Here is a 23295-nt window from a genome sequence, read left to right on the forward strand (position 1 = left end):
TTGGTCGCAGACTGACGCTACCCCGCTGCATTTATCCAGGATCTTGATGTAGTATGCCGCGCTTTGGACTACAAGACGGAAAACCCGTCTCCAAAGCGGCTATTGAGTAGAGCTCAGAGAGAGTGAGGCAAGTGATGACTGAACGCGTTCAAGTCGGCGGCCTGCAGGTCGCCAAAGCCCTGTACGACTTCGTGAACAACGAAGCCATTCCCGGTACCGGCATCGCTGCCGACCAGTTCTGGGCCGGTGCCGCTGCGGTCATCAAGGACCTGGCGCCGAAGAACCACGCCCTGCTGGCCAAGCGCGACGAACTGCAGGCGCAGATCGACGCCTGGCATCAGGCGCGCAAGGGGCAGGCCCATGACGCGGCTGCCTACAAGGCCTTCCTCCAGGAAATCGGCTATCTGCTGCCGGAGCCGGAAGACTTCCACGCCACCACCACCAACGTCGACGAAGAAATCGCCCGTCTGGCCGGCCCACAGCTGGTAGTACCGGTGATGAACGCGCGCTTCGCCCTGAACGCTTCCAACGCCCGCTGGGGCTCGCTGTACGATGCGCTGTACGGCACCGACGTGATCAGCGAAGAAGGTGGCGCCGAGAAGGGCAAGGGCTACAACAAGGTCCGTGGCGACAAGGTCATCGCCTTCGCCCGCGCCTTCCTCGACGAGGCCGCGCCGCTGGCTGCCGGCTCGCACGTCGACTCCACCGGTTATGCCATCGTCGACGGCAAGCTGGTCGTCGCCCTCAAGGGTGGCAGCAACAGCGGCCTGCGTGACGACGCGCAACTGGTCGGTTTCCAGGGCGAGGCCAGCGCGCCGATCGCCGTACTGCTCAAGCACAACGGCCTGCACTTCGAGATCCAGATCGACGCCTCCAGCCCGATCGGCAGCACCGACGCCGCCGGCGTCAAAGACGTGCTGATGGAAGCGGCGCTGACCACCATCATGGACTGCGAAGACTCCGTCGCTGCCGTCGATGCCGATGACAAGGTGGTGGTCTACAAGAACTGGCTGGGCCTGATGAAAGGCGACCTGGCCGAGGAAGTGTCCAAGGGCGGCAAGACCTTCACCCGCATCATGAACCCGGATCGCGTCTACACCAAGCCGGACGGCTCCGAGCTGACCCTGCATGGCCGTTCGCTGCTGTTCGTGCGTAACGTCGGCCACCTGATGACCAACCCGGCCATCCTCGACGCCGCAGGTAACGAGATCCCGGAAGGCATCCAGGACGCGCTGTTCACCAGCCTGATCGCGGTGCACAACCTGATCGGCAACACCAGCCGCAAGAACACCCGCACCGGCAGCGTGTACATCGTCAAACCGAAGATGCACGGCCCGGAAGAAGTTGCCTTCACCAGCGAAATCTTCGCCCGCGTCGAGGATGTGCTGGGCCTGGCCCGCAACACCCTGAAAGTCGGCATCATGGACGAAGAGCGTCGCACCACCGTCAACCTCAAGGCGTGCATCAAGGCTGCCAGCGAGCGTGTAGTGTTCATCAACACCGGCTTCCTCGACCGTACCGGTGACGAGATCCACACCTCCATGGAAGCCGGCGCCGTGGTGCGCAAGGCCGCCATGAAGAGCGAAGCCTGGATCGGCGCCTACGAGAACAACAACGTCGACGTCGGCCTGGCCACCGGCCTGCAAGGCCGTGCACAGATCGGCAAGGGCATGTGGGCCATGCCGGACCTGATGGCCGCCATGCTCGAGCAGAAAGTCGCGCACCCGCTGTCCGGCGCCAACACCGCCTGGGTTCCGTCGCCGACCGCCGCAGCCCTGCACGCGCTGCACTACCACAAGGTCGACGTGTTCGCCCGTCAGGCCGAACTGGCCAAGCGCGCACCGGCTTCGGTCGACGACATCCTGACCATTCCGCTGGCTAAGGACACCAACTGGAGCGACGAGGAAATCCGCAACGAGCTGGATAACAACTCGCAAGGCATCCTCGGCTACGTGGTGCGCTGGATCGACCAAGGCGTCGGCTGCTCCAAGGTACCGGACATCAACGACGTCGGCTTGATGGAAGACCGCGCCACCCTGCGTATCTCCAGCCAGCTGCTGGCCAACTGGCTGCGCCACGGCATCGTCAGCGAAGAGCAGGTGGTCGAAAGCCTCAAGCGCATGGCGCCGGTGGTGGATCGTCAGAACGCCAACGACCCGCTGTATCGCCCGATGGCCCCGGACTTCGACAACAACGTCGCCTTCCAGGCCGCGCTGGAGCTGGTGGTCGAGGGCACCAAGCAGCCCAACGGCTACACAGAGCCAGTGCTGCACCGTCGTCGTCGCGAGTTCAAGGCCAAGAACGGTCTGTGATTCGCTCACTGCGCGAATTAAAAACCGCCCTTCGGGGCGGTTTTTTTATGGGAAGTTTCGCGGCTAAAGCCCCTCCCACAAAGTTGAGTGTCCCGTGGGAGGGGCTTTAGCCGCGACGGGCAGTCAGGGCTTGGCCTGCGCCGCCTTCTCCGCCGTCACCCCCGTGGTGTTGCCCAGCAGACTGGCTGTCGCGGTCTGTACGAAGGCCGACAGCTTGCGTTCCAGATCGCTGCGCCGCTGCGCGTCATCGATCACCTCGGCACTGGCCTCGTGGCCAAGCTGGTAGCGATACAGGCGCGCATCACGGTCACGCGGTTTGACCAGGATGTTGTCGCCGGTCACCAAACCCACGGTCTGGTCGCTCCCGGACGGTTTGATCACCGCCACACCGGCATCACCCTCAGGCAGCGCCAGCAGGTCGCGGCCCCAGCATTGCTGCTGCACGGGCTGACCGAGGCGGCCCATGATGGTCGGTACTACGTCGATCTGGCTGCCAACGGTGTCGCGGCTGCTGCCGAAGGTGTCCTGCACGCCAGGGCCGATCAGCAGCAGCGGAACGCTGAAGCGCGACAGGTCCATCTCGGTAATCTGCTCGTCGTTGCCGAAACCATGGTCACCCAGGACCACGAACAGGGTGTCCTTGAAATAGGGCTCCTGGCGCGCCTTGGCGAAGAACTGGCCGAGCGCCCAGTCGGCGTAGCGCATGGCGGTCAGGTGTTCGTCCAGTGAACCGTGGCCGGTGACGCGCTCGACCGGCAGGTCTTCCGGCAGCGCGTAAGGCGTGTGGTTGGACAGCGTCTGCAGCAGTGCATAGAACGGCTTGCCCTGGCTGCCGAGCTTGGCCAGTTCTTCGGCGCCGCGGCTGAACATGTCCTGGTCGGACACGCCCCAGGTCGGATCGATGAATACTGGGTCGACGAAATCGTCACGGCCGACAAAGTTGCGCATGCCCTGGTTAGCGAAGAAGCCGGATTGGTTATCCCAGGCGAAGCTGCCGTTGTAGACATAGACATCGTCATAGCCCCGGGCGCTGAGCAGTTGCGGCAGGCCGGAGAACTGATGGCCGCCCTCAGGCATGCGCATCAGGTATTCGAACGCCGGCAAGTTGGGGAAGCAGGCCATGGTGGCGAACATGCCCTGGTGGGTGTGGGTGCCGTTGGAGAATACGCGCTGGAACAGCAGCCCTTGCTTGGCCAGGGCATCGAAGTTGGGGGTGATGCCGTCCTGGTTGCCCATGGCGCCGATGTAACGGCCGGCCATGCTCTCCATGAGAATGACCACCACGTTGCGCACATGCGGCAGTTGGCCTTCGGCCGGCGGCGTGTAAACGCGGCGCACGGCGGCCTGGTCAGGGTCGATCAGCTCATCGCGCGGGGTCAGCAGCAGGTCGCGGGTGATCTGCTGTGCTTCGTCAGCCGGCAGGGTGGCCTTCCAGCTGTTGTCGCGGTGATCAGAGAAGAAGTTCTCGGCGGCGTCGACCAGGGTCAGGGTGCCATTGAGGCCCAGGTGATTGGCGAACATCGAATCTGTGGTGTAGGCGTCGCCCCAACGCAGCGGCGGGCCGGAGCGCAGGGTGCCACGGGCGGCGACCACACAGACCAGCAGGAACAGCACGAACACAGCCGTGCGCACCGGCCAGCGCGGCGGCGCAGCATGCCCGCGCGCACGTGTTGCGCGCTCGATACGGCGGAACAGCCAGGCCAGCAGCAGCGTGGCTAGCGCCCAGGCCAGCAGCAGGCGCAGTACCGGGAAACCGTTCCAGATCATGCTGGTAACGGTGCCCAGGTCTTCCTGCATGTACTGGAACACCAGGCTGTTCAGGCGCTGGTGAAATTCGCGGTAGAAGTTCAGCTCGACCACGGCGAAGAACAGGCACAGGCTGGTGGCGAACGTCAGCCAGGCGACGTGCAGACGCCGGGCACGCATCGCCGTGACGCTGAGCAGCGACAGGCTCAACGGCACGCACAGGTAGACGATCAGGCGCAGATCGAAGCGCGCGCCATTGATAAAGGCCTCGACGAAGGTGCTGGCCGGCGTATCGGCGATCAGCGCGTGGTTGTAGGCCAGAAGCCCCAGACGGGCCAGGGCGAAGAGCAGTAGCATGCACAGCGCGCTGCCGAGGATGAACGCCAGGTGACTACCAACACTGACCTGCGCCGCCTTGTGGGCAGCTGGTACGGATGACTGCATGGATATGCCTTGCTCTTTACGGAATACGTGGGCGGGAGCAGTTTGCCTGAGTGCAGGTCAAAATTTCGTCAAAACGGCGCTGCCCGCACCCTACTTAGGTGCAATGGGCAACCCGGCGAGCCAGGGCCACACTGACAGCATCCCGAAACTGCGAGGCGCAAGCCCATGAGCAAGGCCGACGCAATGGCCGATGCGGGCAAGACTGCGGTGCTTCAGAACATCCACGGCACCATGGAGTTCCTGCACAAGTTCCCGCCTTTCAACCAGATGGACACCGCTCACCTGGCGTATCTGGTCGAGCACTGCCAGCTGCGCTTCTATGCCGAAGGTGACTCGATCATCAAACCCAGCGATGGCCCGGTCGAGCACTTCTACATCGTCAAGCAGGGCCGCGTGCACGGTGAGCGCCCACACAGCGCCCGACGCGGCACCGAGACCACCTTCGAGATCACCGCCGGCGAGTGCTTCCCCCTGGCGGCGCTGATCGGCGAACGCGCCACGCGCACCGAGCACCTGGCCGCCGAGGATACCTTCTGCCTGCTGCTGGCCAAGCACGCCTTCATCAAGCTGTTCGCCGTCTCCAACCCGCTGCGCGACTTCGCCCTGCGCGGGGTCAGCAGCCTGCTCGATCAGGTCAACCAGCAGGTACAGCTGCGTGCGGTAGAAACCCTGGGGGCGCAGTATTCGCTGGACACCCGTCTGGGCGAACTGGCCATGCGCCAACCCATCGGCTGCGCGCCCGACACGCCTGTTCGCGATGCCGTGCGGCTGATGCACGAGCAGCACGTGGGCAGCATCGTGGTGCTCGATCCGGCCGACAAACCGCTGGGTATCTTCACCCTGCGCGACCTGCGCCGGGTGGTGGCCGACGGCATAGATCTGACCCAGCCCATCGACAACCTGATGACGCGCAACCCCTTCCACCTGGCGCCGGATGCCAGCGCCTTCGATGCCGCCATCGCCATGACCGAGCGGCATATTGCCCACGTCTGCCTGGTGGAACACGAGAAGCTCTGCGGGGTGATTTCCGAGCGCGATCTGTTCAGCCTGCAGCGCGTCGACCTGGTGCATCTGGCGCGTACTATTCGCCATGCCGGCAAGGTAGAGACCCTGGCCGGGCTGCGCAGCGATATTCGCCTGCTGGTCGACCGCATGCTCGCCCACGGGGCCAGCTCGACGCAGATCACCCATATCGTCACCCTGCTCAACGACCACACCGTGTGCCGGGTGATCGAACTGACGCTCGAGGAAATGGGCGATCCGGGTATCCCCTTCACCTGGCTGTGCTTCGGCAGCGAAGGCCGCCGCGAACAGACACTGCACACCGACCAGGACAACGGCATCCTCTTCGAGGCCGCGAACGCCAGCGAGGCTGCGGCGATTCGCGAACGCCTGCTGCCGATCGCCCGCGAGATCAACCAGCGCCTGGCGCAGTGCGGCTTCACCCTGTGCAAGGGCAACATCATGGCCGGCAATTCCGAGCTATGCCTGTCGCGCCAGGAATGGTCACGGCGCTTTGCTGGCTTCGTCCTCGAAGCCACGCCAGAGAATCTGCTGGGTTCGTCGATCTACTTCGACCTGCGCACCATCTGGGGCCCTGACGAAGGCTGCGAACAACTGCGCGAAGAATTGCTCGGCCGCGTCGCCAGCAACAGCCTGTTCCAGAAGATGCTGGCCGAGAACGCTTTACGCCAGCGCCCACCGGTCGGACGCTTCCGCGACTTCGTGGTGGCGCGTTCCGGTGCCGACAAGGACACCCTCGACCTCAAGGTGCAGGGCCTCACGCCTTTCGTCGACGGCGCGCGCCTGCTGGCGCTGGCCAATGGCATCGGCGCGGTCGGCACCTTGGAGCGCCTGCGCGCATTGATCACCAAGGGCGTGATTGATGCTCTGGACGGCGCCGCCTACGAAGAGGCCTACCATTTCATTCAGCAGACGCGTATGCAGCAGCATCAGTTGCAGGCACGTGACGAGCTGCCCTATTCCAATCGGGTCGACCCCGACCACCTCAACCACCTGGACCGGCGTATTCTGCGCGAGTCGTTCCGCCAGGCGCAGCGCCTGCAGAGCAGCCTGGCCATGAGGTATCAGTTATGAGCAAGTTCACCTGGTTCACCGGCCGCGGTCCGGCCCTGACCCAGCAGCAGTTGCAACGCCGCGACGCCTTGAGCGCCCCGGCAGCGTTCGACGACCGTCCGCTGCACCAGCAGCGCTTCGTCGTGCTCGATCTGGAAACCACCGGCCTGAACATGCGTCGTGACCAGGTGCTGGCCATCGGCGCGGTGGTGATCGACAACGGCGCCATCGACTTCGCCGAACAGTTCGAATGCACCCTGCACCGCGCCGATCATCAGGCCAGCGCCAGCACCCTGATTCACGGCATCGCCCCCAGCGAAGTGGCCCGTGGCGTCGAGCCGAGCGAGGCGCTGCTGGATTTCATGGAGTTCGTCGGCAGCAGCCCGCTGCTGGCCTTCCATGCCGAATTCGACCAGCGCATGCTGGCTCGCGCACTGCGCCAGAGCCTGGGCTATCGCCTGCAGCACAGCTTCTTCGATGTCGCCGAAATCGCCCCGCTGCTGTGCCCGCAATCGCGCATTCGTCAGGGCGGGCTCGATGAGTGGGTCGCCGAATTCGGCCTGCAGGTGCACCAGCGCCACAACGCCAGTGCCGATGCGCTGGTCACCGCCGAACTGGCACTGATGCTGTTCAGCAAGGCACGCCGTCAGGGCATCGACAGTCTCTGCGAGCTGGAGCGCCAGCTGGCCAGCCGTCGCAGGCGCCAGCACGCCATGTAGCCGCACGCTGCCAATCACCTGGCAGCGGGCTCCTCCATCTTGGCGCACGCCTCGTGCGCATCGGAGCCACCAGGAATCGCGGCTGAAGCCACTCCGACAGGTTGGTTTACGGCAGGCAATGCATCCTACGAAAGCCTACAGATCGCGCATCAGCAGCCCGTACTCCAATTGCACATCTGCCGGCAGCGGCAGATAAAGCACGTGACCGTCGCCCGGAGCCACCTGCTGCGCCTGGCCCTGTGCGTTCTGCAATTGCTCTAGGGTGAAGCGCAGATTGCCCTGCGGCGTCATCAACTCCAGTCCATCGCCAGCCGCAAAGCGGTTCTTCACCCGCACTTCGACCAGCTCGCCACGGCGCTCACCGGTGAGTTCGCCAACGAACTGCTGACGCTCCGCGACCGAGCTGCCGCGCGCGTAGTTCTGGTATTCGTCATGTACATGACGACGCAGAAAACCCTCGGTATAACCGCGATGCGCCAGTGACTCCAGGCTGCCCAGCAGGCTCGGGTCGAATGGCTTTCCGGCCAGCGCATCGTCGATGGCACGGCGGTAGACCTGCGCCGTGCGCGCCACGTAGAAATGGCTCTTGGTGCGCCCTTCGATCTTCAGCGAATGCACGCCCATGCGCAGCAGGCGCTCGACGTGCTGCACCGCGCGCAGGTCCTTGGAGTTCATGATGTAGGTGCCGTGCTCGTCTTCGAAAGCGGCCATTTCTTCACCTGGACGACCGGCCTCTTCGAGCACGAAAGCCTGAGTGCTCGGCGCGCCCTGCCCTAGCGTCGGCTCGACCACGCGGACGATTTCACCCAGCTCGTTTTCGCTGGCGGGCGTGGCCTGGTATTGCCAGCGACAAGCGTTGGTACAGGTGCCCTGGTTGGGATCGCGGCGATTGATGTAGCCCGACAGCAGACAACGCCCGGAATAGGCCATGCACAGTGCGCCGTGGACGAACACCTCCAGCTCCATGCCTGGCACTTGGCTGCGGATTTCCTCGATCTCCTCCAGCGCCAGCTCACGCGACAGGATCACCCGCGTCAGCCCCTGCTGACGCCAGAACTCTACACTGGCCCAGTTCACCGCGTTGGCCTGTACCGAGAGGTGAATCGGCATCTGCGGATAATGCTGACGTACCAGCATGATCAGGCCTGGGTCGGACATGATCAGCGCATCGGGCGCCATCTCGATCACCGGCGCCAGGTCCTTGAGGAAGGTCTTCAGTTTGGCGTTGTGCGGGGCGATGTTGACCACCACGTAGAACTGCTTGCCCTGCGCGTGCGCCTCGGCGATGCCGAGCGCGAGATTGGCGTGGTCGAACTCGTTGTTGCGCACGCGCAGGCTGTAACGCGGCTGCCCGGCATACACCGCGTCGGCGCCATAGGCGAAGGCGTAACTCATATTCTTCAGGCTGCCAGCTGGCGACAGCAGTTCGGGGAAACGGGGCATGACCGCAAGCTCGAAAATCAGGGGCTGGCGATTCTATGCAGGTGGCAGGCGTGGATATTGATCTGGGTCTATCGGGCGCAGAAAAGCGGCCGAGTCAGGCACCATCAGTGAAGGGTCGGTGCGCACGGCGCACCCTACAGTGAGAGGCATCCGCAAATAGGGAGTGGTGGCCCAGTTCACGCGCACCGATGCTGCGCTTTCGCGTAGGGTGCGCCGTGCGCACCACTACCGCGACAGAGGAATGGCGGGCTAGCGACACACTTGGCGGTACAGCGCGTCGTCCTTGTCGATGCGCTTGAGCTGGGCAAGCTGAGGCTGTTTCTTCTCGTCCAGCGGCAGCAACTCGCCAGTTGTGCAATTGAGCAGATGAGCTCGGTGCGAGACGTGGTCGATGTGCTGCTTCTCGAAACGATAGAGCATGAACTCGGCCACTTGCGCGTCCGCCACCTGCTCGCGCACGACGCTCTTGCTGTCGAGCACGGTGAAGGCAGTGACCATCGGCACGAAGTAGCTCCACGGGCGCCAGAACACATGACCCGCTTCGGTCGCGACCACAACCGACTCCTTGGGCTGGCGCGCCTGCTGATGCTCGAACCAGGAGTACTCGTAGAACACCTGATAGCCCAGCATCCCCAAGCCACCGAACAGTGGCACGATCCACTTCGGCAGTTTGTTACGCGTCAGTTTACGCAGCAGCAGAGCGATACCGGCAGCGCCGAGCCCCGCTACCACGATGGCAAGCAAAGTCCACAACATATGGTTGTTCCCGAAAAAAGAAGGGCCTCCAGTGGAGGCCCGTCTGTCAGACCCTGGACCATCGACAGATGGCGTCAGGCCAGGATTATGCTTAGTGGTTCAGAGCGGCACCAGCACCTTTGGGGGTACGTACGCTTTCCACCAGGTCCTGGATTTCCTGCGGCGGTGCAGCAGTGACCTGCGATACGCCGTAAGCCACAGCGAAGTTGATCAGCGCACCGACGGTACCAAAGGAAGCCGGGGAGATACCCATGAACCACTGGTCCGGGGTGTTCGGCAGCATGTTGGTGCCCGGAATGAAGAACCAGCCCAGGTAGGTGAAGATGTACAGCAGGGTGATCACCAGGCCGGCGACCATACCGCAGATCGCACCCTTGTCGTTCATGCGCTTGGAGAAGATCCCCATCATCAGCACCGGGAACAGGGTCGCCGCCGCAATACCGAAGGCCAATGCCACCACCTGCGCGGCGAATCCGGGTGGATTCAAGCCCAGGTAGGTCGCCAGCAGAATCGCTGCAGCCATCGACAGCCGCGCCGCCCTCATCTCGTTCTTCTCGCTGATCTTCGGATTGATCAAGGTCTTGATCAGGTCATGACTGATCGCCGAAGAAATCGCCAGCAACAAACCAGCCGCCGTCGACAGTGCCGCCGCAATGGCGCCCGCCGCGATCAGGCCGACCACCCAACCTGGCAGGTTGGCGATCTCCGGGTTGGCCAGAACCAGGATGTCGTTGTTCACGGTCAGCTCGTTACCGTTCCAGCCACGCTCCTGAGCGGTCGCAGTAAAGGCCGGTGCAGCATCGTTGTACATCTGGATGCGGCCGTCGCCGTTCTTGTCTTCCCACTTGATCAGGCCGGTTTGCTCCCAGTTCTTGACCCACTCAGGACGCTCGTCATAGGCCAGCGCGGGGGCAGAAGCACCTTCCGGATAGATGGTGGTCACCAGGTTCAGGCGCGCCATCGAAGCAACAGCCGGCGCGGTGAGGTAGAGCATGGCGATGAAGATCAGGGTCCAACCCGCCGACCAGCGAGCGTCGGAAACCTTGGGCACGGTGAAGAAGCGGATGATGACGTGCGGCAGACCAGCAGTACCGATCATCAGCGACATGGTGAACAGCACCATGTTCAGCTTGTTGTCGACATCGGCGGTGTAGGCAGCGAAGCCCAGGTCACGCACCACTTCATCGAGTTTCTGCAGCAGCGGCACGCCGGACTCGACGTGGTCACCGAACAGGCCCAGCGGCGGGATCGGGTTACCGGTCAGCTGCAGGGAGATGAAGATCGCCGGGATGGTGTAGGCCACGATCAGTACCACGTACTGAGCGACCTGGGTGTAGGTGATGCCCTTCATGCCGCCGAATACGGCGTAGGCGAAGACCACCGCTGCTGCGATCCAGATACCCGTGGAGTTGCTCACTTCGAGGAAGCGCGAGAAAGCAACACCGGCACCGGCCATCTGACCGATCACGTACGTCACGGAGATGATCACCAGGCAGATCACTGCAGTCAGGCGTGCGCCACGGCTGTAGAAGCGATCACCGATGAAGTCCGGGACGGTGAACTTGCCGAACTTGCGCAGGTAGGGCGCCAGCAGCATCGCCAGCAGCACATAGCCGCCGGTCCAGCCCATGAGGAAGGTGGAGTTGGCATAACCACCGGCGGCAATCAGGCCCGCCATGGAGATGAAGGATGCAGCGGACATCCAGTCAGCGGCTGTCGCCATACCGTTGGTGACCGGATGCACACCACCGCCAGCGACGTAGAACTCTTTGGTGGAGCCGGCACGCGCCCAGATGGCGATGCCGATGTAGAGCGCGAAGGACGCGCCTACGAACAACATGTTGATAACGAATTGGCTCATGACCACTTACTCCTCAACGCCAAATTCTTTATCGAGTTTGTTCAGTCTCCACGCGTAGTGAAAAATGAGCCCGATAAAGAAGAGGATTGAGCCTTGCTGGGCGAACCAGAATCCGAGGTCGGAACCGCCAACGGAGATTCCCGCGACCATCGGGCGCAGGATCATGGCGAATCCGTAGGAAACCAGCGCCCAGACAATCAGGCTCCAGGTGATGAGCCGCACATTGGCCTTCCAATAGGCCGCGGCATTGCTTTGTTCAGAAGTCATAGACGCCTCCGGTTATTGTTATTCTGATGCAGCTTCAAGCTAGCAGCAGGCCAGTACCGACCGACAGCTAGACATTGGTATTAGCCGCATCGCAGAGCGCTTCTGGAACGTCTTATCCCACCCGAGCAATACACAGCGCCTTCAGTGCGGATCGGAGACCAACTCGATCGGCAGCAGATAGCGTTCTACGCCGTACTCGATACGGAACTGGCCGCGGCGGGCATCGGCTTCGATGGTCTGGCATTCGCCATCGGCCACCACCATGCGCCGGCCAGTATGGGTTTGCCTGAAGATCAGGTCGCGGTAGCCATCGCGGCCAACCTTGTCGGTAACGATGAGCACGCCCTTGGCCTCGCCGAACGAAGCCGTGCAGTCACCGTCGCGTTCACCGCCGAAGCTCTCCACCACCAGCCCTCCCATCAGGGGGCGCAACCCTTGCGCTTTCAACTCGTAGAGAGCGAGCTCGGTTTCCGCGAAGGGATTCATCCACGACCCGTTGCGGCGATTGATTCGAACGCCAAAGGCCAGGTCATCGCCTCGTAGTCGATAAGGCGCGGTATCCAAGACCAACCGGTCCACATAGATCGCGTCCCAATCCAGTAGATTGGGCTTGACCAGGCGCGCCACGACGTCTTGCCTCGTATGATCCAGCACCAGTATTTCAAGGTCGCTCTGGCCTTGGTCAGGCTGCGCCTCGCGTACCAGCGGCACAGCGAGCAGGGTCAACTGAGGACGCGCAGGCCAGATCTTGCAGATGCTCTGCTCGGCATCGACCCGATAGGCGCCGCGCTCATCCTGCAGCCAGGCGCCGCCGGCATGGCCGGGATGCGCCAGCTCCAGCCAGGCTGACAGTTGCACCGCGCAGTCATCGGCCAGCGCCACGCTGACCGACAACAGGCCACCCAGGGCCGTTGCGAATAGTCCTTTCATCCTTGAGTTCCTTCATTTCATCCCGGCGCGAGTCTACGCCGCCAACCGCCCACTGCCCATGATGGGCATCGCGAAACAGCCAGGCGATACGCCGCGCCAGAAGGTGCCCGGCACGCGCCTCCTCGCGCAAGCCGATATGCCCGCTCATGGCCGATACCACAGGCGCATGAAGCCCAGAGCCAGCAGCAGGCCGACCTGGCCCAACGCTGCGCACAGCGACAGGAAGGAGCGCAGCGTGCTGTTTTGTGCCGCGTCCTGAATACCGGTCAGGGCGTTCCAGAAACCGTCCGGCAGCAGCATCAGGCTCAGGCTGGCGAGCGGCTTGCCGGTCAGCAACAGGCCGTCGATCAGGTTGAACCAGCCGCAGAACATCAGGCCGATGAGGATCATCACCGCCACCACCAGACCGAGGCCAAGGCAGGCAGAAAATTGCATGAGAAGACGCATGGGGTTCTCTCCAGAGAAGTGGSGCGGCCTACGCCGCGCCAGTCACGATCAGGCTTGCGGAGTGCTGCGGCCGACGCCGTACCAGTCCAGTTTGCGGGTCAGCACCATCACGCTGCCGAGTACGCCGAACACCAGCAGCGAGCCCATCAACAGGGCGTAGTCCTCGGCATTGAGCAGGCCGTAGAGCATGGCGTACAGGGCTGCCAGCAGCGCGCCAAAGCCCATGCCACGTCGCCAGCTGTGCAGCACGAAGCTGACGTAGAAACCGATCAGGCCAACGCAGGCGCCTGCCGAAAGGCCATAGGCCAGGGTGAACGGCAGGTGCTCGGACAGCGACAGCAGCAGCAGGTAGAACAGCGCCAGCGACAGGCCCACCAGAGCGTATTGCACCGGGTGCACGGCCAGGCGCTTGAGCACCTCGAAGAGGAAGAAGGTGGCGAAGGTCAGGGCGATGAACAGCAGCGCATATTTGATCGCACGATCGGTCTTCAGGTACTGGTCGACCGGGTCGACGAAGCTGACCCCGAAGTTGCGGCCGAACAAAGCCTGGCAACGATCACCGCCCACGCAGTCGCGCAATGCTTCCTCCAGATTGGTGGCGAAGAAGCTGGTCTGCCACTCGGCAGTGAAGCCTACGGCACTGATCTCGCGGCTGCTCGGCAGGTATTCACCGACGAAGCTCGGGTGCGGCCAGTCGGAGCTCAGTTTGACTCGGCTGTCCCGCCCGACCGGCACCACCGAGAGCTGCTCGGTGCCCTGCAGTTTCAGGTCGAAAGCGAACTCGAGAATCTGCCCGCCCTGCGCATCCAGAGCCGGGAGCGGTGCATGCACGCCAGCGCCGAAGTTATCGTCAGCACTGCCCGGCGCGAAGCTCAGGGTCTGGCCATTGAGGCGCAGTTGCAGATCGTTGCTGATGCCACGGATGTCGCTGATGCCGACCGAGAGGAAGGGCTTCTCGAAACGGTAGAAACCCAGGTCGTCGCCCAGCCCCAGGCGCGCCGGCAGGCGGAATTGGCCGCTGACCTGGCTGTCGCTGCGGTACAAGCGCGCTTCATAGATGCCACGGGCACGCAACTCAGTGCCCACCTGCCCTTCGAGCACGAAGCGCTCCGGCAGGAAGTACAGGCGGCCGCGACGCTGACGCTCTTCGCTATAGCGCTCACCGGTCTTCTCGTTGGTCTTCCACTCATGGGTGGTCTTGATATACGGCAGCACCAGGATCGGCCCGGTGATCTGCTGGCGATAGCTGGAACTGCGGGCGATATCCTGCAGCACCTCATATCGCAGCCCCTGTCGCTCGTCGACCAGGCCATCGATCATCAGCAGGGGAATCATCAGCAACAAAATCAGCAGGGCGATGGCGCCCAGCTTGAAGCCCAGGGAACGGCTCATGGTACGGCTCTCCGTAGCGAGTGAAGGTACGGCAGAGTCTGGGCAAGGGCGGTGGGAGGCGTGTGGGGCGAGCGTGGAGATTGTGTGGAGAATGGGTAAAAGAAAAAGAGCGCCGATTCAGGGCGCCCTTTCTAACTGCTATGCGGCATAAGACTGCTCCCGCGTGATGGATATCCGGATCAGCTGATACGGCTGGCACCCACGCGGTCGGCACCATCTTCGGCTACACGGTTCAGACCAACGCGATCAGCACCACCTTCTGCGACACGGTTCAGACCAACGAGGTCAGTGCCACCTTCTGCTACGCGGTTCAGACCAACGCGATCAGCACCACCTTCTGCTACGCGGTTCAGACCGACACGATCAGCACCACCTTCTGCAACACGGTTCGGGCCGACGCGATCTGCGCCATCTTCAGCGACTACGGGGGCTGCAGACTGTTGAGCGTTGATCTGCGGCAGGGCGAAAGCACTGGCGGACAGAGCGGCAATAACGAGGCTGGCGAGGATTTGCTTTTTCATGTTCGTTCTCCTGAGGGGGTAAGTAACTGGCTACGGTTGTCATGTTACGCACGCCCCAGAACGGCAAAAGGCACATCTCGGGATAGTGACAATCGACGCCATCGATACCTGAAAAAGCGCTTATCGATCAGACAGATAGTTGCCACGATCGCTCGCACAGCGCTGCCCTCGCCTTCCGTCTACTCGGTGCGGTAGCGGGTGAACGGCACTGGCATCTGTATAAAAAACCAGTAAAACTTCGCCCCATGCTCAACCTCGACGCTCCCGAACTCTATTATCTGGCCAACTTCCGCAAGGCCCTCGCCTGGCTCGACACCCATCACCGTGAACTGATGGATGACGCCGAGCGCGCCTTCGTTGCGGACTTTCCCCAGTTGCCATTGCCCACCCAGGCGCTGCTGGTACGCCTGGTGATGCGCAAGGGCGTGCACTTTCGCGCGAGCAAACTGCGCTACGCCGAGATCGGCGATATCCCCACTGCCGCAGAACCATTGCTGGAACTGGGCTGGCTGATCGACTGCGCCGCACTGAGCTTCGAGGAGCTCGGTGCCCTGCTGCTCAAGGACGAACTGGCCGCGCATTTCGCCGCCGACCTGCCGCGCGGGACGTTGAAGAAAAGCGAAGTGCTCGAGCACCTGTGTGAGCTGTATATCGAACCGCGCAGCCTGGCCGACTGGTGCCCGAATATGGAGGAGCGCCTGCTGAGCCTGGCCATCGGCCCGCTGTGCGACCGCCTGCGCCTGATGTTCTTCGGCAACCTGACGCAGGACTGGTCGGAGTTCGTACTCGCCGACCTGGGGATATTCCGTTACGAACAGGTGCCGATCACCCCCGGCTCGCGTGGCTTTCGTCACCGCCAGGACGTCGACGACTACCTGCACCTGCGCGCCTGCCGCGACGCCTTCGAGGTCGGCATGACGGTCACCGAGGTGCTGCAGCACCTCGGCGATTTCTGCAGCGACAGCCCGCATATCGGCGAACGCCACCAGCGCCTGCTGCTGCAACTGGCGCAGCATCTGGAACGCGCTGGCGAGCTGGACTCTGCACTGGCGCTGTACCGCGACACCCGTGCGGTGGGCTCGCGGCAGCGGCAGATTCGCGTGCTGGAACGCCTGGGCCAGGATGCCGAAGCGCTGACACTCGCCGAACAGGTGATCGCGGCGCCGCACAATGCCGAAGAAGCGCAACTGGCCGAACGCGCACGCACGCGCCTGCGCAAACGCCTCCGCCTGCCGCCAGCAGCCAAGGCGGCGAAGCTGAACGAGGATCGCATCGACCTGCGCCTGCCGCGCGCCGCCAGCGTCGAGCTGGCCGTGGCCATGCACCTGGCCGAGCCCGATGCGCCGGTGCATTACGTGGAGAACACGCTGATCTGCGGGCTGTTCGGCCTGCTCTGCTGGGAGGCGATCTTCGCCCCACTGCCCGGCGCCTTCTTCCACCCCTTCCACACCGGCCCGGTGGATCTGCACCGCGCCGACTTCCACACCCGCCGCGCTCCCCTGTTCGCCGCCTGCCTGGCCCGTCTGGAGGATGGCAGCTACATCGAGGCCATACGCCGCACCCACGCCGAGAAGTTCGGCATTCAGTCGCCCTTCGTGTTCTGGGAGCTGCTCGATACCGAACGCCTGGAACAGGCCCTGACCTGCCTGCCACCCGCGCACCTGGGCGCCTGGTTCCGCCGCCTGCTCGCAGATATCCGCGAGAACCGCGCCGGCATGCCCGACCTGATCCAGTTCTGGCCTGCTGAAGGCCGCTACCGGATGATCGAAGTGAAAGGCCCCGGCGACCGCCTGCAGGACAACCAGAAACGCTGGCTGGCCTTCTGCGCTGAGCACGGCATGCCGGTCAGCGTCTGCTACGTGGAGTGGAGCGATTGAACCTGCGTGTCGCCGTGCGCGAGCTGTGCGAGTTCACCGCCAAGGAAGGTGACCTCGACCTGCGCTTCACCCCCTCGCCCACTGCGCAGGAAGGCATGGCCGGGCACGCCACGGTGGTGGCCCGGCGCGGCCCGGATTACGTCTCCGAGCTGCCGCTGATCGGCGAGTTCGAGGGGCTGACAGTCAGTGGCCGCGCCGATGGTTTCGACCCCGAGTTCCGCCTGCTGGAAGAGATCAAGACCCACCGTGGCGACATCTCGCGCATCCCCGCCAATCACCGCCTGCTGCACTGGGCGCAGGTGAAGATCTACGGCTGGCTGCTGTGCCAGGAACTGGGCTTCGAGGAACTGGATCTGGCGGTGGTGTACTTCAACGTCATGACCCAGCAGGAAACGGTGTTCCGCGAGCGCCATAGTGCAGCCTCGCTGAGTGAGTTCTTCGCCCTGCACTGCCGCCGCTATATCGAATGGGCGCGGCAGGAACAGGCGCATCAGCACGCACGCAACCAGGCATTGGAAGCACTGGAGTTCCCCTACGGCGAATTCCGCCATGGCCAACGGCAACTGGCCGAAGCCGTATACCGCGCCGCGCGTGACGGCCACTACCTGCTGGCGCAGGCCACCACCGGCATCGGCAAGACCCTCGGCACCCTGTTCCCGCAGCTCAAGGCCATGCCCGGCCAACAGCTCGACCGCCTGTTCTTCCTTAGCGCCAAGACGCCAGGCCGGCGCCTGGCACTCGATGCCCTGCAACGCCTGCGCGAGCCGGACACGCCGCTGCGCGTGCTGGAACACGTGGCCCGTGACAAAGCCTGCGAACACCCGAGCAAAGCCTGCCATGGCGACTCCTGTCCGCTGGCCAAGGGCTTCTACGACCGCCTGCCGGCAGCACGCAGCGCGGCGCTGAAGGAGCGCTGGCTGGATCAACGAGCCGTGCGCAACATCGCCATCGCCCATGGCGTGTGCCCCTATTACCTGAGCCAGGAGCTGTGCCGCTGGAGCGACGTGGTGGTGGGCGATTACAACTACTACTTCGACCTCGGCGCCCTGCTGCACAGCCTCACCCTGATCAACCAGTGGCGCGTCTGCCTGCTGGTGGACGAAGCGCACAACCTGGTGGAACGCGGGCGCGGCATGTACAGCGCCGAGCTGGATCAGGCGCGCTTCAAGGCCATGTGCCGCGACGCGCCGAAACGCCTGAAAAGCGTGCTGGATCGGGTCGACCGCCACTGGGATCAACTGCACCGCGAACAGGAAGTGCCCTATCAAGTCTATCCGCTGGCGCCGGACCTGCTGCTCGCCGCGCTGGGCAAGGCCGTCAGCGCAATCACCGACCTGCTCACCGATCAACCCGAAGGCAACGGCGGTGAGCTGCTCAGCTTTTACATGGACGCCATGCTGTTCTGCCGCCTGGCGGAAAGCTTCGGCCCGCATTCGCTGTTCGACATCAATCGCGATGAGGCCGGCAACGGGCGCAGCTACTCGACCCTATGCATCCGCAATATCCTGCCGGCGCCCTTCCTCGGCCCGCGCTTCGAGGACGCGCACAGCGCCACGCTGTTCTCCGCCACCCTCAGCCCCAGCCACTACTACCTCGACCTGCTCGGCCTGCCGGAAGAGACCCAGTGCCTGGACGTCGCCTCGCCATTCAGCGCCGAACAACTGCACGTGCAGGTGGTGCGCAACCTGTCGACCCGCTACCAGCACCGTGACGCCTCGCTGGCGCCGATCTGCCAATTGATGGCGCGGCAGTACGCCGAACGCCCGGGCAACTACCTGGCCTTCTTCAGCAGCTATCAGTATCTGGAACAGGTGCTGCAGCAACTGCGCCGCGACCACCCGCAGATTCCGGTATGGACGCAGTCACGGCAGATGGACGAAGCGGCGCGCCAGGGCTTTATCGAGCGTTTTCAGATCGGTGGGCGCGGCATCGGCTTCGCCGTGCTCGGTGGCGTATTCGGTGAAGGGGTCGACCTGCCCGGCGAACGCCTGATCGGCGCCTTCGTCGCCACCCTCGGCCTGGCCCAGCTCAACCCGATCAACGAAGAAATCCGCCAGCGCATGGACACGCTGTTCGGCAATGGCTACGACTACACCTACCTCTACCCCGGCCTGCAGAAAGTGGTGCAGGCCGCCGGCCGGGTGATCCGCACGCCCGAAGACCAAGGCGTGCTCTACCTGATCGACGACCGCTTCGCCCGCCCGGAAGTGCGCCGTCTGCTACCAACCTGGTGGCAGGTGGAGCTGCTGCGCATACAGCTGCAAGCCCTCACACCCGAGCCGCTACCCGACCTGTAGGGTCGGCTGAGCGGCATTCCGCTTCAGCCGCGATCATCACCGCCAGAGAACCGTAGCCTGGGCTGAGCGAAGCAATACCGGAAGGATCGGGAGCACCTGTAAGACTCGCCTGAATACGACTTGCCAGAGGTTATCCGACATGGTGTATAACCTGCCAAACACCCCACCGCCTCGCTGCAGGCCGCGAGATAGAGAAGGATTTCGAAAATGACCAGGAAGGTTATCCACCAAAACAGCACGCAGGTTATGCACCATTTGGTGTCTATTTATAGTTAGGTACCAAATGGAAATTGATTGGGATGCCCTAGCAAATCAGTATCAGGAACTCGTAAATTCACCTACGAGTTCCGAGCAAAGTAACGCTATTCAAAAGCTTATTGGCAAAGCAGCTTCCACGCTCCCAAAAGACAATTCAGAATCTCTTGCATGGTTCAAGTCGGCACTGAATCAAAGTCAGAGCAAGTGGTTCGTAGCTAAAGTTATGGCATTAGCCACACCTGTTCCACGCTCAATGCTTGACCCGCTAGTGCTCGCAGCACTGCTTGAACCGAATCCAAGCGCCACGAAAAATCTCATCGAACCTTGTGTGCGCTCGTTCGGAGCTCAAACCGTCAAGAGTCGTATCCAAGCTTTATCTAACGAGCCAGGGGTAAGCCAAAATAACGGTGTCGAAAAAGCCACATATTGGCTCCCGAGTATTGGAACCTAACTAGTGGTTCAAATCGTTCGCTACGCTCACTGGGACGGGCTAAAGCCCGCCCCTTAACCAAATGTTAGGCCATGAATATGAGAAAAGTCGAGTTGCTGCCATCCACTCTAAGAGAACAGTCTATATCTAAGAGAGAGATCGTATTGCCACTGCTGGCTGCACTAGAAGCCATCGACTTTTTTGAGTCTAGAGAAATTCAGATTCTTGGCTGGGAGGGGTGGATAAAGGACGCTCAAGGTCGTCTCGGTCATGGCAGCGCTCCACAAGGTACCGTTAGCCTTGAAGATCTCTCGGTACAAGAAGCCATAAAGCTGTGTCGCACAACTATTGTAAGCGAAGCGGCTCGATGGGAAGAGGATAATCAAGGCACTACTGATGCACTGCACTTTTGCATTACAGTTCGGGCCTAACAACCGGCTGTTGTCGCCCCTCCGGGGCTGGGGCGTTAGGCTTTCCATGCAGATCCCAGACGTACACTCTTTACCTGAGACTGTTCCAGCCACGGAGTTACGGCAACTATTCGCCGAAGCACTATCAGCCTTCGCGCCAATCTCCGACAAAATTGACGCACTCATTGAGTTGGCGAACAAACAGCAAGTAGCCCGGACAACCACTCCCAGCGGTGGATGAAAAAAGCGTCATCCACCCTACGGTAAATCGTGGCGTAGGGTGGACAACGCGAAGCTTGTCCACCATGGCTGGGGTTTACGTTGCTCTACCCATCCTACGTGGGGAGCATCAGCCACACTGCCACCCCGCCTTCGACATTACCGATCTGCAACTCGCCACCATGCAGCTCGGCTACTTCCTGCACGAAGTTCAGGCCCAGGCCGGTGCTCTTGCGGCCGCCGTTGGGGCGCGGCAGGGAGTAGAAGCGCTCGGTCAGTCGATCCAGAGCGTAGTCGGGGATGGCTTCGCCCTGGTTGAACAGGCGCAGGACGATGCGCTCGCCATCGCGCTCGGCGGCGATGCGGATCTGCCCGCTGGGTGGGGTGAAATCCAGGGCGTTGTCCAGCAGGTTGGCCAGCGCCTGAAGCAGCAGGAAACGCTCGCCGCGCAGGCTGAGGCCGGTCGGTATTGCCTGATCAATCTGCAGATGGGCAGCAGTGATACGCGCCTGTTGCGCTTGCAGCAGTTCATCCACCAGTGGCGCAAGCGGCACTGTCACGCGCTCTTCCAGGCCCTGGCGCTGCTCCACCTGCGCCAGGTGCAGCAGGCGCTCGATCAGGTTCTGCAGGCGCGCGCTTTCCTGTTGGATATTGCCCACGAAACGCTGGCGTTGCTCGGCCGGCATGTCGCCGTCGAGCAGTTCGGCGGCGCCGCGGATGGCGGCCAGCGGGCTTTTCAGCTCATGGGTCAGAGTGTGTACGTAGCGCTCGACGTAGGCCTTGCCCTCCAGTTCGGTGCGCATGCGCTCCACCGCCTTGGCCAACTGGCCCAGTTCGCCGCCACGCACAGTAGGCATTTCGGCGCGCTGCCCCTCGCTGACGGTCTGGGCGTAGCGAGTGAGCTTGCCCAGCGCGGCGCTGAGCCACCAGGACAGCGCCGCACCGATCAGCAGACCGAGACAGATCAACCCGGCACCGAGCCAGCCCAGACGCGTTTGCGAGCGCTCGATATAGGGCTGCAGGGTGCGGTTGGGTTTGGCCACCGAGACCACGCCGATGATCTGCTCGCCGTCCTTGATCGGCGCGGCGACGTACATCACCGAGGAATCGGGATCGTCCGGGTCTTCGCGGGTCGAGCGGGCGCCGTACTGGCCACGCAGGGTCAGCAGCACGTCGTTCCAGCGTGAGTAATCCTGGCCGACCGCCAGACCAGTGGAGTCGAGCAGGACGATGCCTTGGGCATCGGTGACGTAGATGCGATGGTTGACCTCGGCCTTGGTCAGCCCCCAGATGCTCGCCTGCGGCTGGCGCCGGCCATAGGCTTCCAGCGCTTCGTGCAGGTGGCCTTGGCCGAGGGTGCCAGCCTTGACCTCGTCACGCAGGATCTCGGCCAGCAGGTTGGCGGTGTCGACCAGGGTTTCCTCGGTGCTCTGGCGCACGCCGGGACGAATCTCGTCCATCACCGTGCTCAGCACGAACCAGCCGGCCAGGCCGACGAAGAGGAAGTAGACGAGGAAGATGCGTACGCCCAACGGCATTGTTCAGTTCTCCGGCTCGTAGCTGTAACCCAGACCACGATGGGTCTGGATCGGCTCTTCGCTCGGGGCGATGGCGCGCAGTTTGGCGCGCACGCTCTTGATATGGCTGTCGATGTTGCGCTCGTAGCCGGCCTCGCTGGCCACGCCGAGGGCATCGAGCAATTGCTCGCGTGCATAGACCCGGCGTGGCTGACCGAGCAGCGTGCGCAGCAGGCGAAATTCGTGGCGGGTCAGACTCAGGGCCTGGCCGTGGTAGTGAATGCGAAAGGCGGCATCGTCGATCTGAAAGGTGCTCGGCGCGCTGGCTGCTGGCGCTTCGCGCGGCGCCACACGCTTGAGGATGGCCTTGACCCTGGCCGCGACCTCACGCGGGCTGAAGGGCTTGACCACGTAGTCGTCGGCGCCGATTTCCAGGCCCACCACGCGGTCGATTTCCTCGCTGCGCGCGGTAAGAAAGATCACCGGCAGCTCGGAGAAACGGCGCAGGCGTTTGCACACTTCAAAGCCGCTGATATCAGGCAGGCCGACGTCGAGAATGGCCAGGTCGAAGGTGCCGTTTTCCAGCAGTGTCAGCGCCTCGCCACCCAGGCTCGACCAGTGCGTGGCGAAACCTTCGGCCTGCAGGGCATAGACCAGCGTATCGGCAATCGCGGCTTCGTCTTCGACTATGAGTATCTGCGGCATCGGGCGTCCTGCACCTGTGGGGCGACGGCAGGAGACTGCCGAGCGCGGGAGCCAGCGTCAAGCGAGGTATTGGCGAGTTTCACCCGCCCTACACGACAAGCGCCACTGCGACTGGATGGATGCAGGAGATAGAACGAAGCAGGAGGCCAGAGTCGAAAGCGCCTCGCACGAGGTTGTCGCTCACCTGTAGCACGGTCAGGGAATCTCGCCGCGAATGTACTGCTCCAGTTGACGGATCAGGTCGGCCTGTTCGGCAATGGTTTCCTTGACCAGGTCACCGATGGACAGCAGGCCGATCAGCTCGCCTTCGGCCAGCACCGGCAGGTGACGCAGGCGGCGCTCGGTCATCAGCTCCATGCAGTACTGCACGCTGTCACGCGGGCCAACGCTGATGACTTCGCTGGTCATGATTTCGTTGATCTTGGTGTTGAGCAACGAGCGCTCGGCCAAGGCCACCTTGCGCACGTAGTCACGCTCGCTGACGATGCCGATCAGGCGCCCACCAGAGAGCACCACCAAGGCACCGATCCTATGCTCGGCGAGGATACGCAGCCCGTCGAGCAGCGAATCCTCACTGTCGACGCTGTAAACGTAGGCGTTGGCTTTATTGCGAATAACCTCTGCGACGGTCTTCATGAGGGCGGCTCCTGTTGTTGTTATCCGGTTTT

19 protein-coding genes are annotated in these 23295 nt (G+C 62.9%); 7 read left to right on the forward strand and 12 right to left on the reverse strand.

The genetic code is table 11. The features are described from left to right. Positions 1-134: 134 nt before the first annotated feature. Positions 135-2312, forward strand: coding sequence for a malate synthase G (locus tag RTH74_RS13240; protein ID WP_316914959.1), 2178 nt, complete (start codon positions 135-137; stop codon positions 2310-2312). Positions 2313-2435: 123 nt separating this feature from the next. On the opposite strand, the gene RTH74_RS13245 is transcribed toward RTH74_RS13240, so the two are convergent. After that, positions 2436-4502 carry an LTA synthase family protein gene (locus RTH74_RS13245; RefSeq protein WP_316914960.1) on the reverse strand — a complete coding sequence of 689 codons (2067 nt, stop codon included), beginning with the start codon at positions 4500-4502 and terminating at the stop codon, positions 2436-2438. A 165-nt stretch (positions 4503-4667) separates the two neighbouring features. On the opposite strand from RTH74_RS13245, the gene RTH74_RS13250 reads away from it, so the two are divergent. Together RTH74_RS13250 and RTH74_RS13255 are read left to right on the forward strand one after the other, a co-directional pair. Next, on the forward strand, positions 4668-6599 hold the full coding sequence (locus RTH74_RS13250; protein ID WP_316914961.1) for a putative nucleotidyltransferase substrate binding domain-containing protein: 1932 nt from the start codon (positions 4668-4670) through the stop codon (positions 6597-6599). After that, positions 6596-7297 (forward strand): 3'-5' exonuclease, encoded by a 702-nt coding sequence (locus tag RTH74_RS13255; protein ID WP_316914962.1) that lies wholly within the window; start codon positions 6596-6598, stop codon positions 7295-7297. Before RTH74_RS13250 ends, RTH74_RS13255 begins: the two co-directional genes overlap by 4 nt. Before the next feature lie 135 nt (positions 7298-7432). On the opposite strand, the gene yegQ is transcribed toward RTH74_RS13255, so the two are convergent. The 8 genes from yegQ to RTH74_RS13295 all read right to left on the reverse strand — a co-directional run bounded on the left by yegQ (position 7433) and on the right by RTH74_RS13295 (position 14914). Then, a complete protein-coding gene (gene yegQ / locus RTH74_RS13260) occupies positions 7433-8740 on the reverse strand; it encodes a tRNA 5-hydroxyuridine modification protein YegQ (protein WP_316914963.1) in 1308 nt (435 codons plus the stop codon). 249 nt (positions 8741-8989) lie between these two features. Next, on the reverse strand, positions 8990-9496 hold the full coding sequence (locus RTH74_RS13265) for a hypothetical protein (RefSeq protein WP_112211569.1): 507 nt from the start codon (positions 9494-9496) through the stop codon (positions 8990-8992). A 91-nt stretch (positions 9497-9587) separates the two neighbouring features. Next, entirely contained in the window at positions 9588-11357 is a 1770-nt protein-coding gene (locus RTH74_RS13270; protein ID WP_316914964.1) for a sodium:solute symporter family protein, read from the reverse strand. A gap of 6 nt (positions 11358-11363) precedes the next feature. Then, entirely contained in the window at positions 11364-11624 is a 261-nt protein-coding gene (locus tag RTH74_RS13275; RefSeq protein WP_003463859.1) for a DUF4212 domain-containing protein, read from the reverse strand. A 141-nt stretch (positions 11625-11765) separates the two neighbouring features. Beyond that, positions 11766-12554 (reverse strand): hypothetical protein, encoded by a 789-nt coding sequence (locus RTH74_RS13280; RefSeq protein ID WP_316914965.1) that lies wholly within the window; start codon positions 12552-12554, stop codon positions 11766-11768. Between the two features lie 144 nt (positions 12555-12698). Further along, the gene (locus RTH74_RS13285) at positions 12699-13001 is read right to left on the reverse strand and encodes a hypothetical protein (protein ID WP_316914966.1); all 303 of its coding nucleotides are present in this window, start codon (positions 12999-13001) and stop codon (positions 12699-12701) included. A gap of 48 nt (positions 13002-13049) precedes the next feature. Then, positions 13050-14393 (reverse strand): cell envelope integrity protein CreD, encoded by a 1344-nt coding sequence (creD, locus tag RTH74_RS13290; RefSeq protein ID WP_316914967.1) that lies wholly within the window; start codon positions 14391-14393, stop codon positions 13050-13052. 179 nt (positions 14394-14572) lie between these two features. Continuing rightward, entirely contained in the window at positions 14573-14914 is a 342-nt protein-coding gene (locus RTH74_RS13295; RefSeq protein WP_316914968.1) for a phage infection protein, read from the reverse strand. A 245-nt stretch (positions 14915-15159) separates the two neighbouring features. Between RTH74_RS13295 and RTH74_RS13300 the strand changes: the two genes are divergently transcribed. The 4 genes from RTH74_RS13300 to RTH74_RS13315 all read left to right on the forward strand — a co-directional run bounded on the left by RTH74_RS13300 (position 15160) and on the right by RTH74_RS13315 (position 20207). Further along, a complete protein-coding gene (locus tag RTH74_RS13300) occupies positions 15160-16791 on the forward strand; it encodes a VRR-NUC domain-containing protein (RefSeq protein ID WP_316914969.1) in 1632 nt (543 codons plus the stop codon). After that, positions 16788-19088: an ATP-dependent DNA helicase gene (locus RTH74_RS13305; protein ID WP_316914970.1), complete on the forward strand. Its 2301-nt coding sequence runs from the start codon at positions 16788-16790 to the stop codon at positions 19086-19088. Before RTH74_RS13300 ends, RTH74_RS13305 begins: the two co-directional genes overlap by 4 nt. Positions 19089-19371: 283 nt before the next feature. Continuing rightward, entirely contained in the window at positions 19372-19797 is a 426-nt protein-coding gene (locus RTH74_RS13310) for a hypothetical protein (protein WP_316914971.1), read from the forward strand. Positions 19798-19868: 71 nt separating this feature from the next. Beyond that, positions 19869-20207 (forward strand): hypothetical protein, encoded by a 339-nt coding sequence (locus RTH74_RS13315; protein ID WP_316914972.1) that lies wholly within the window; start codon positions 19869-19871, stop codon positions 20205-20207. 314 nt (positions 20208-20521) lie between these two features. Here RTH74_RS13315 and creC read toward each other — a convergent pair whose 3' ends face one another. The 3 genes from creC to RTH74_RS13330 all read right to left on the reverse strand — a co-directional run bounded on the left by creC (position 20522) and on the right by RTH74_RS13330 (position 23263). After that, positions 20522-21943, reverse strand: a complete 1422-nt coding sequence (creC, locus tag RTH74_RS13320) for a two-component system sensor histidine kinase CreC (protein ID WP_316914973.1) — start codon at positions 21941-21943, stop codon at positions 20522-20524. A gap of 3 nt (positions 21944-21946) precedes the next feature. Continuing rightward, positions 21947-22627 (reverse strand): two-component system response regulator CreB, encoded by a 681-nt coding sequence (creB, locus tag RTH74_RS13325; RefSeq protein WP_296235578.1) that lies wholly within the window; start codon positions 22625-22627, stop codon positions 21947-21949. A gap of 195 nt (positions 22628-22822) precedes the next feature. After that, the gene (locus tag RTH74_RS13330) at positions 22823-23263 is read right to left on the reverse strand and encodes a CBS domain-containing protein (RefSeq protein WP_316914974.1); all 441 of its coding nucleotides are present in this window, start codon (positions 23261-23263) and stop codon (positions 22823-22825) included. Positions 23264-23295: the final 32 nt, after the last annotated feature.

Origin of the sequence: Pseudomonas sp. zfem001, from assembly GCF_032621725.1 — a bacterium.
GTDB lineage: Bacteria > Pseudomonadota > Gammaproteobacteria > Pseudomonadales > Pseudomonadaceae > Aquipseudomonas > Aquipseudomonas sediminis.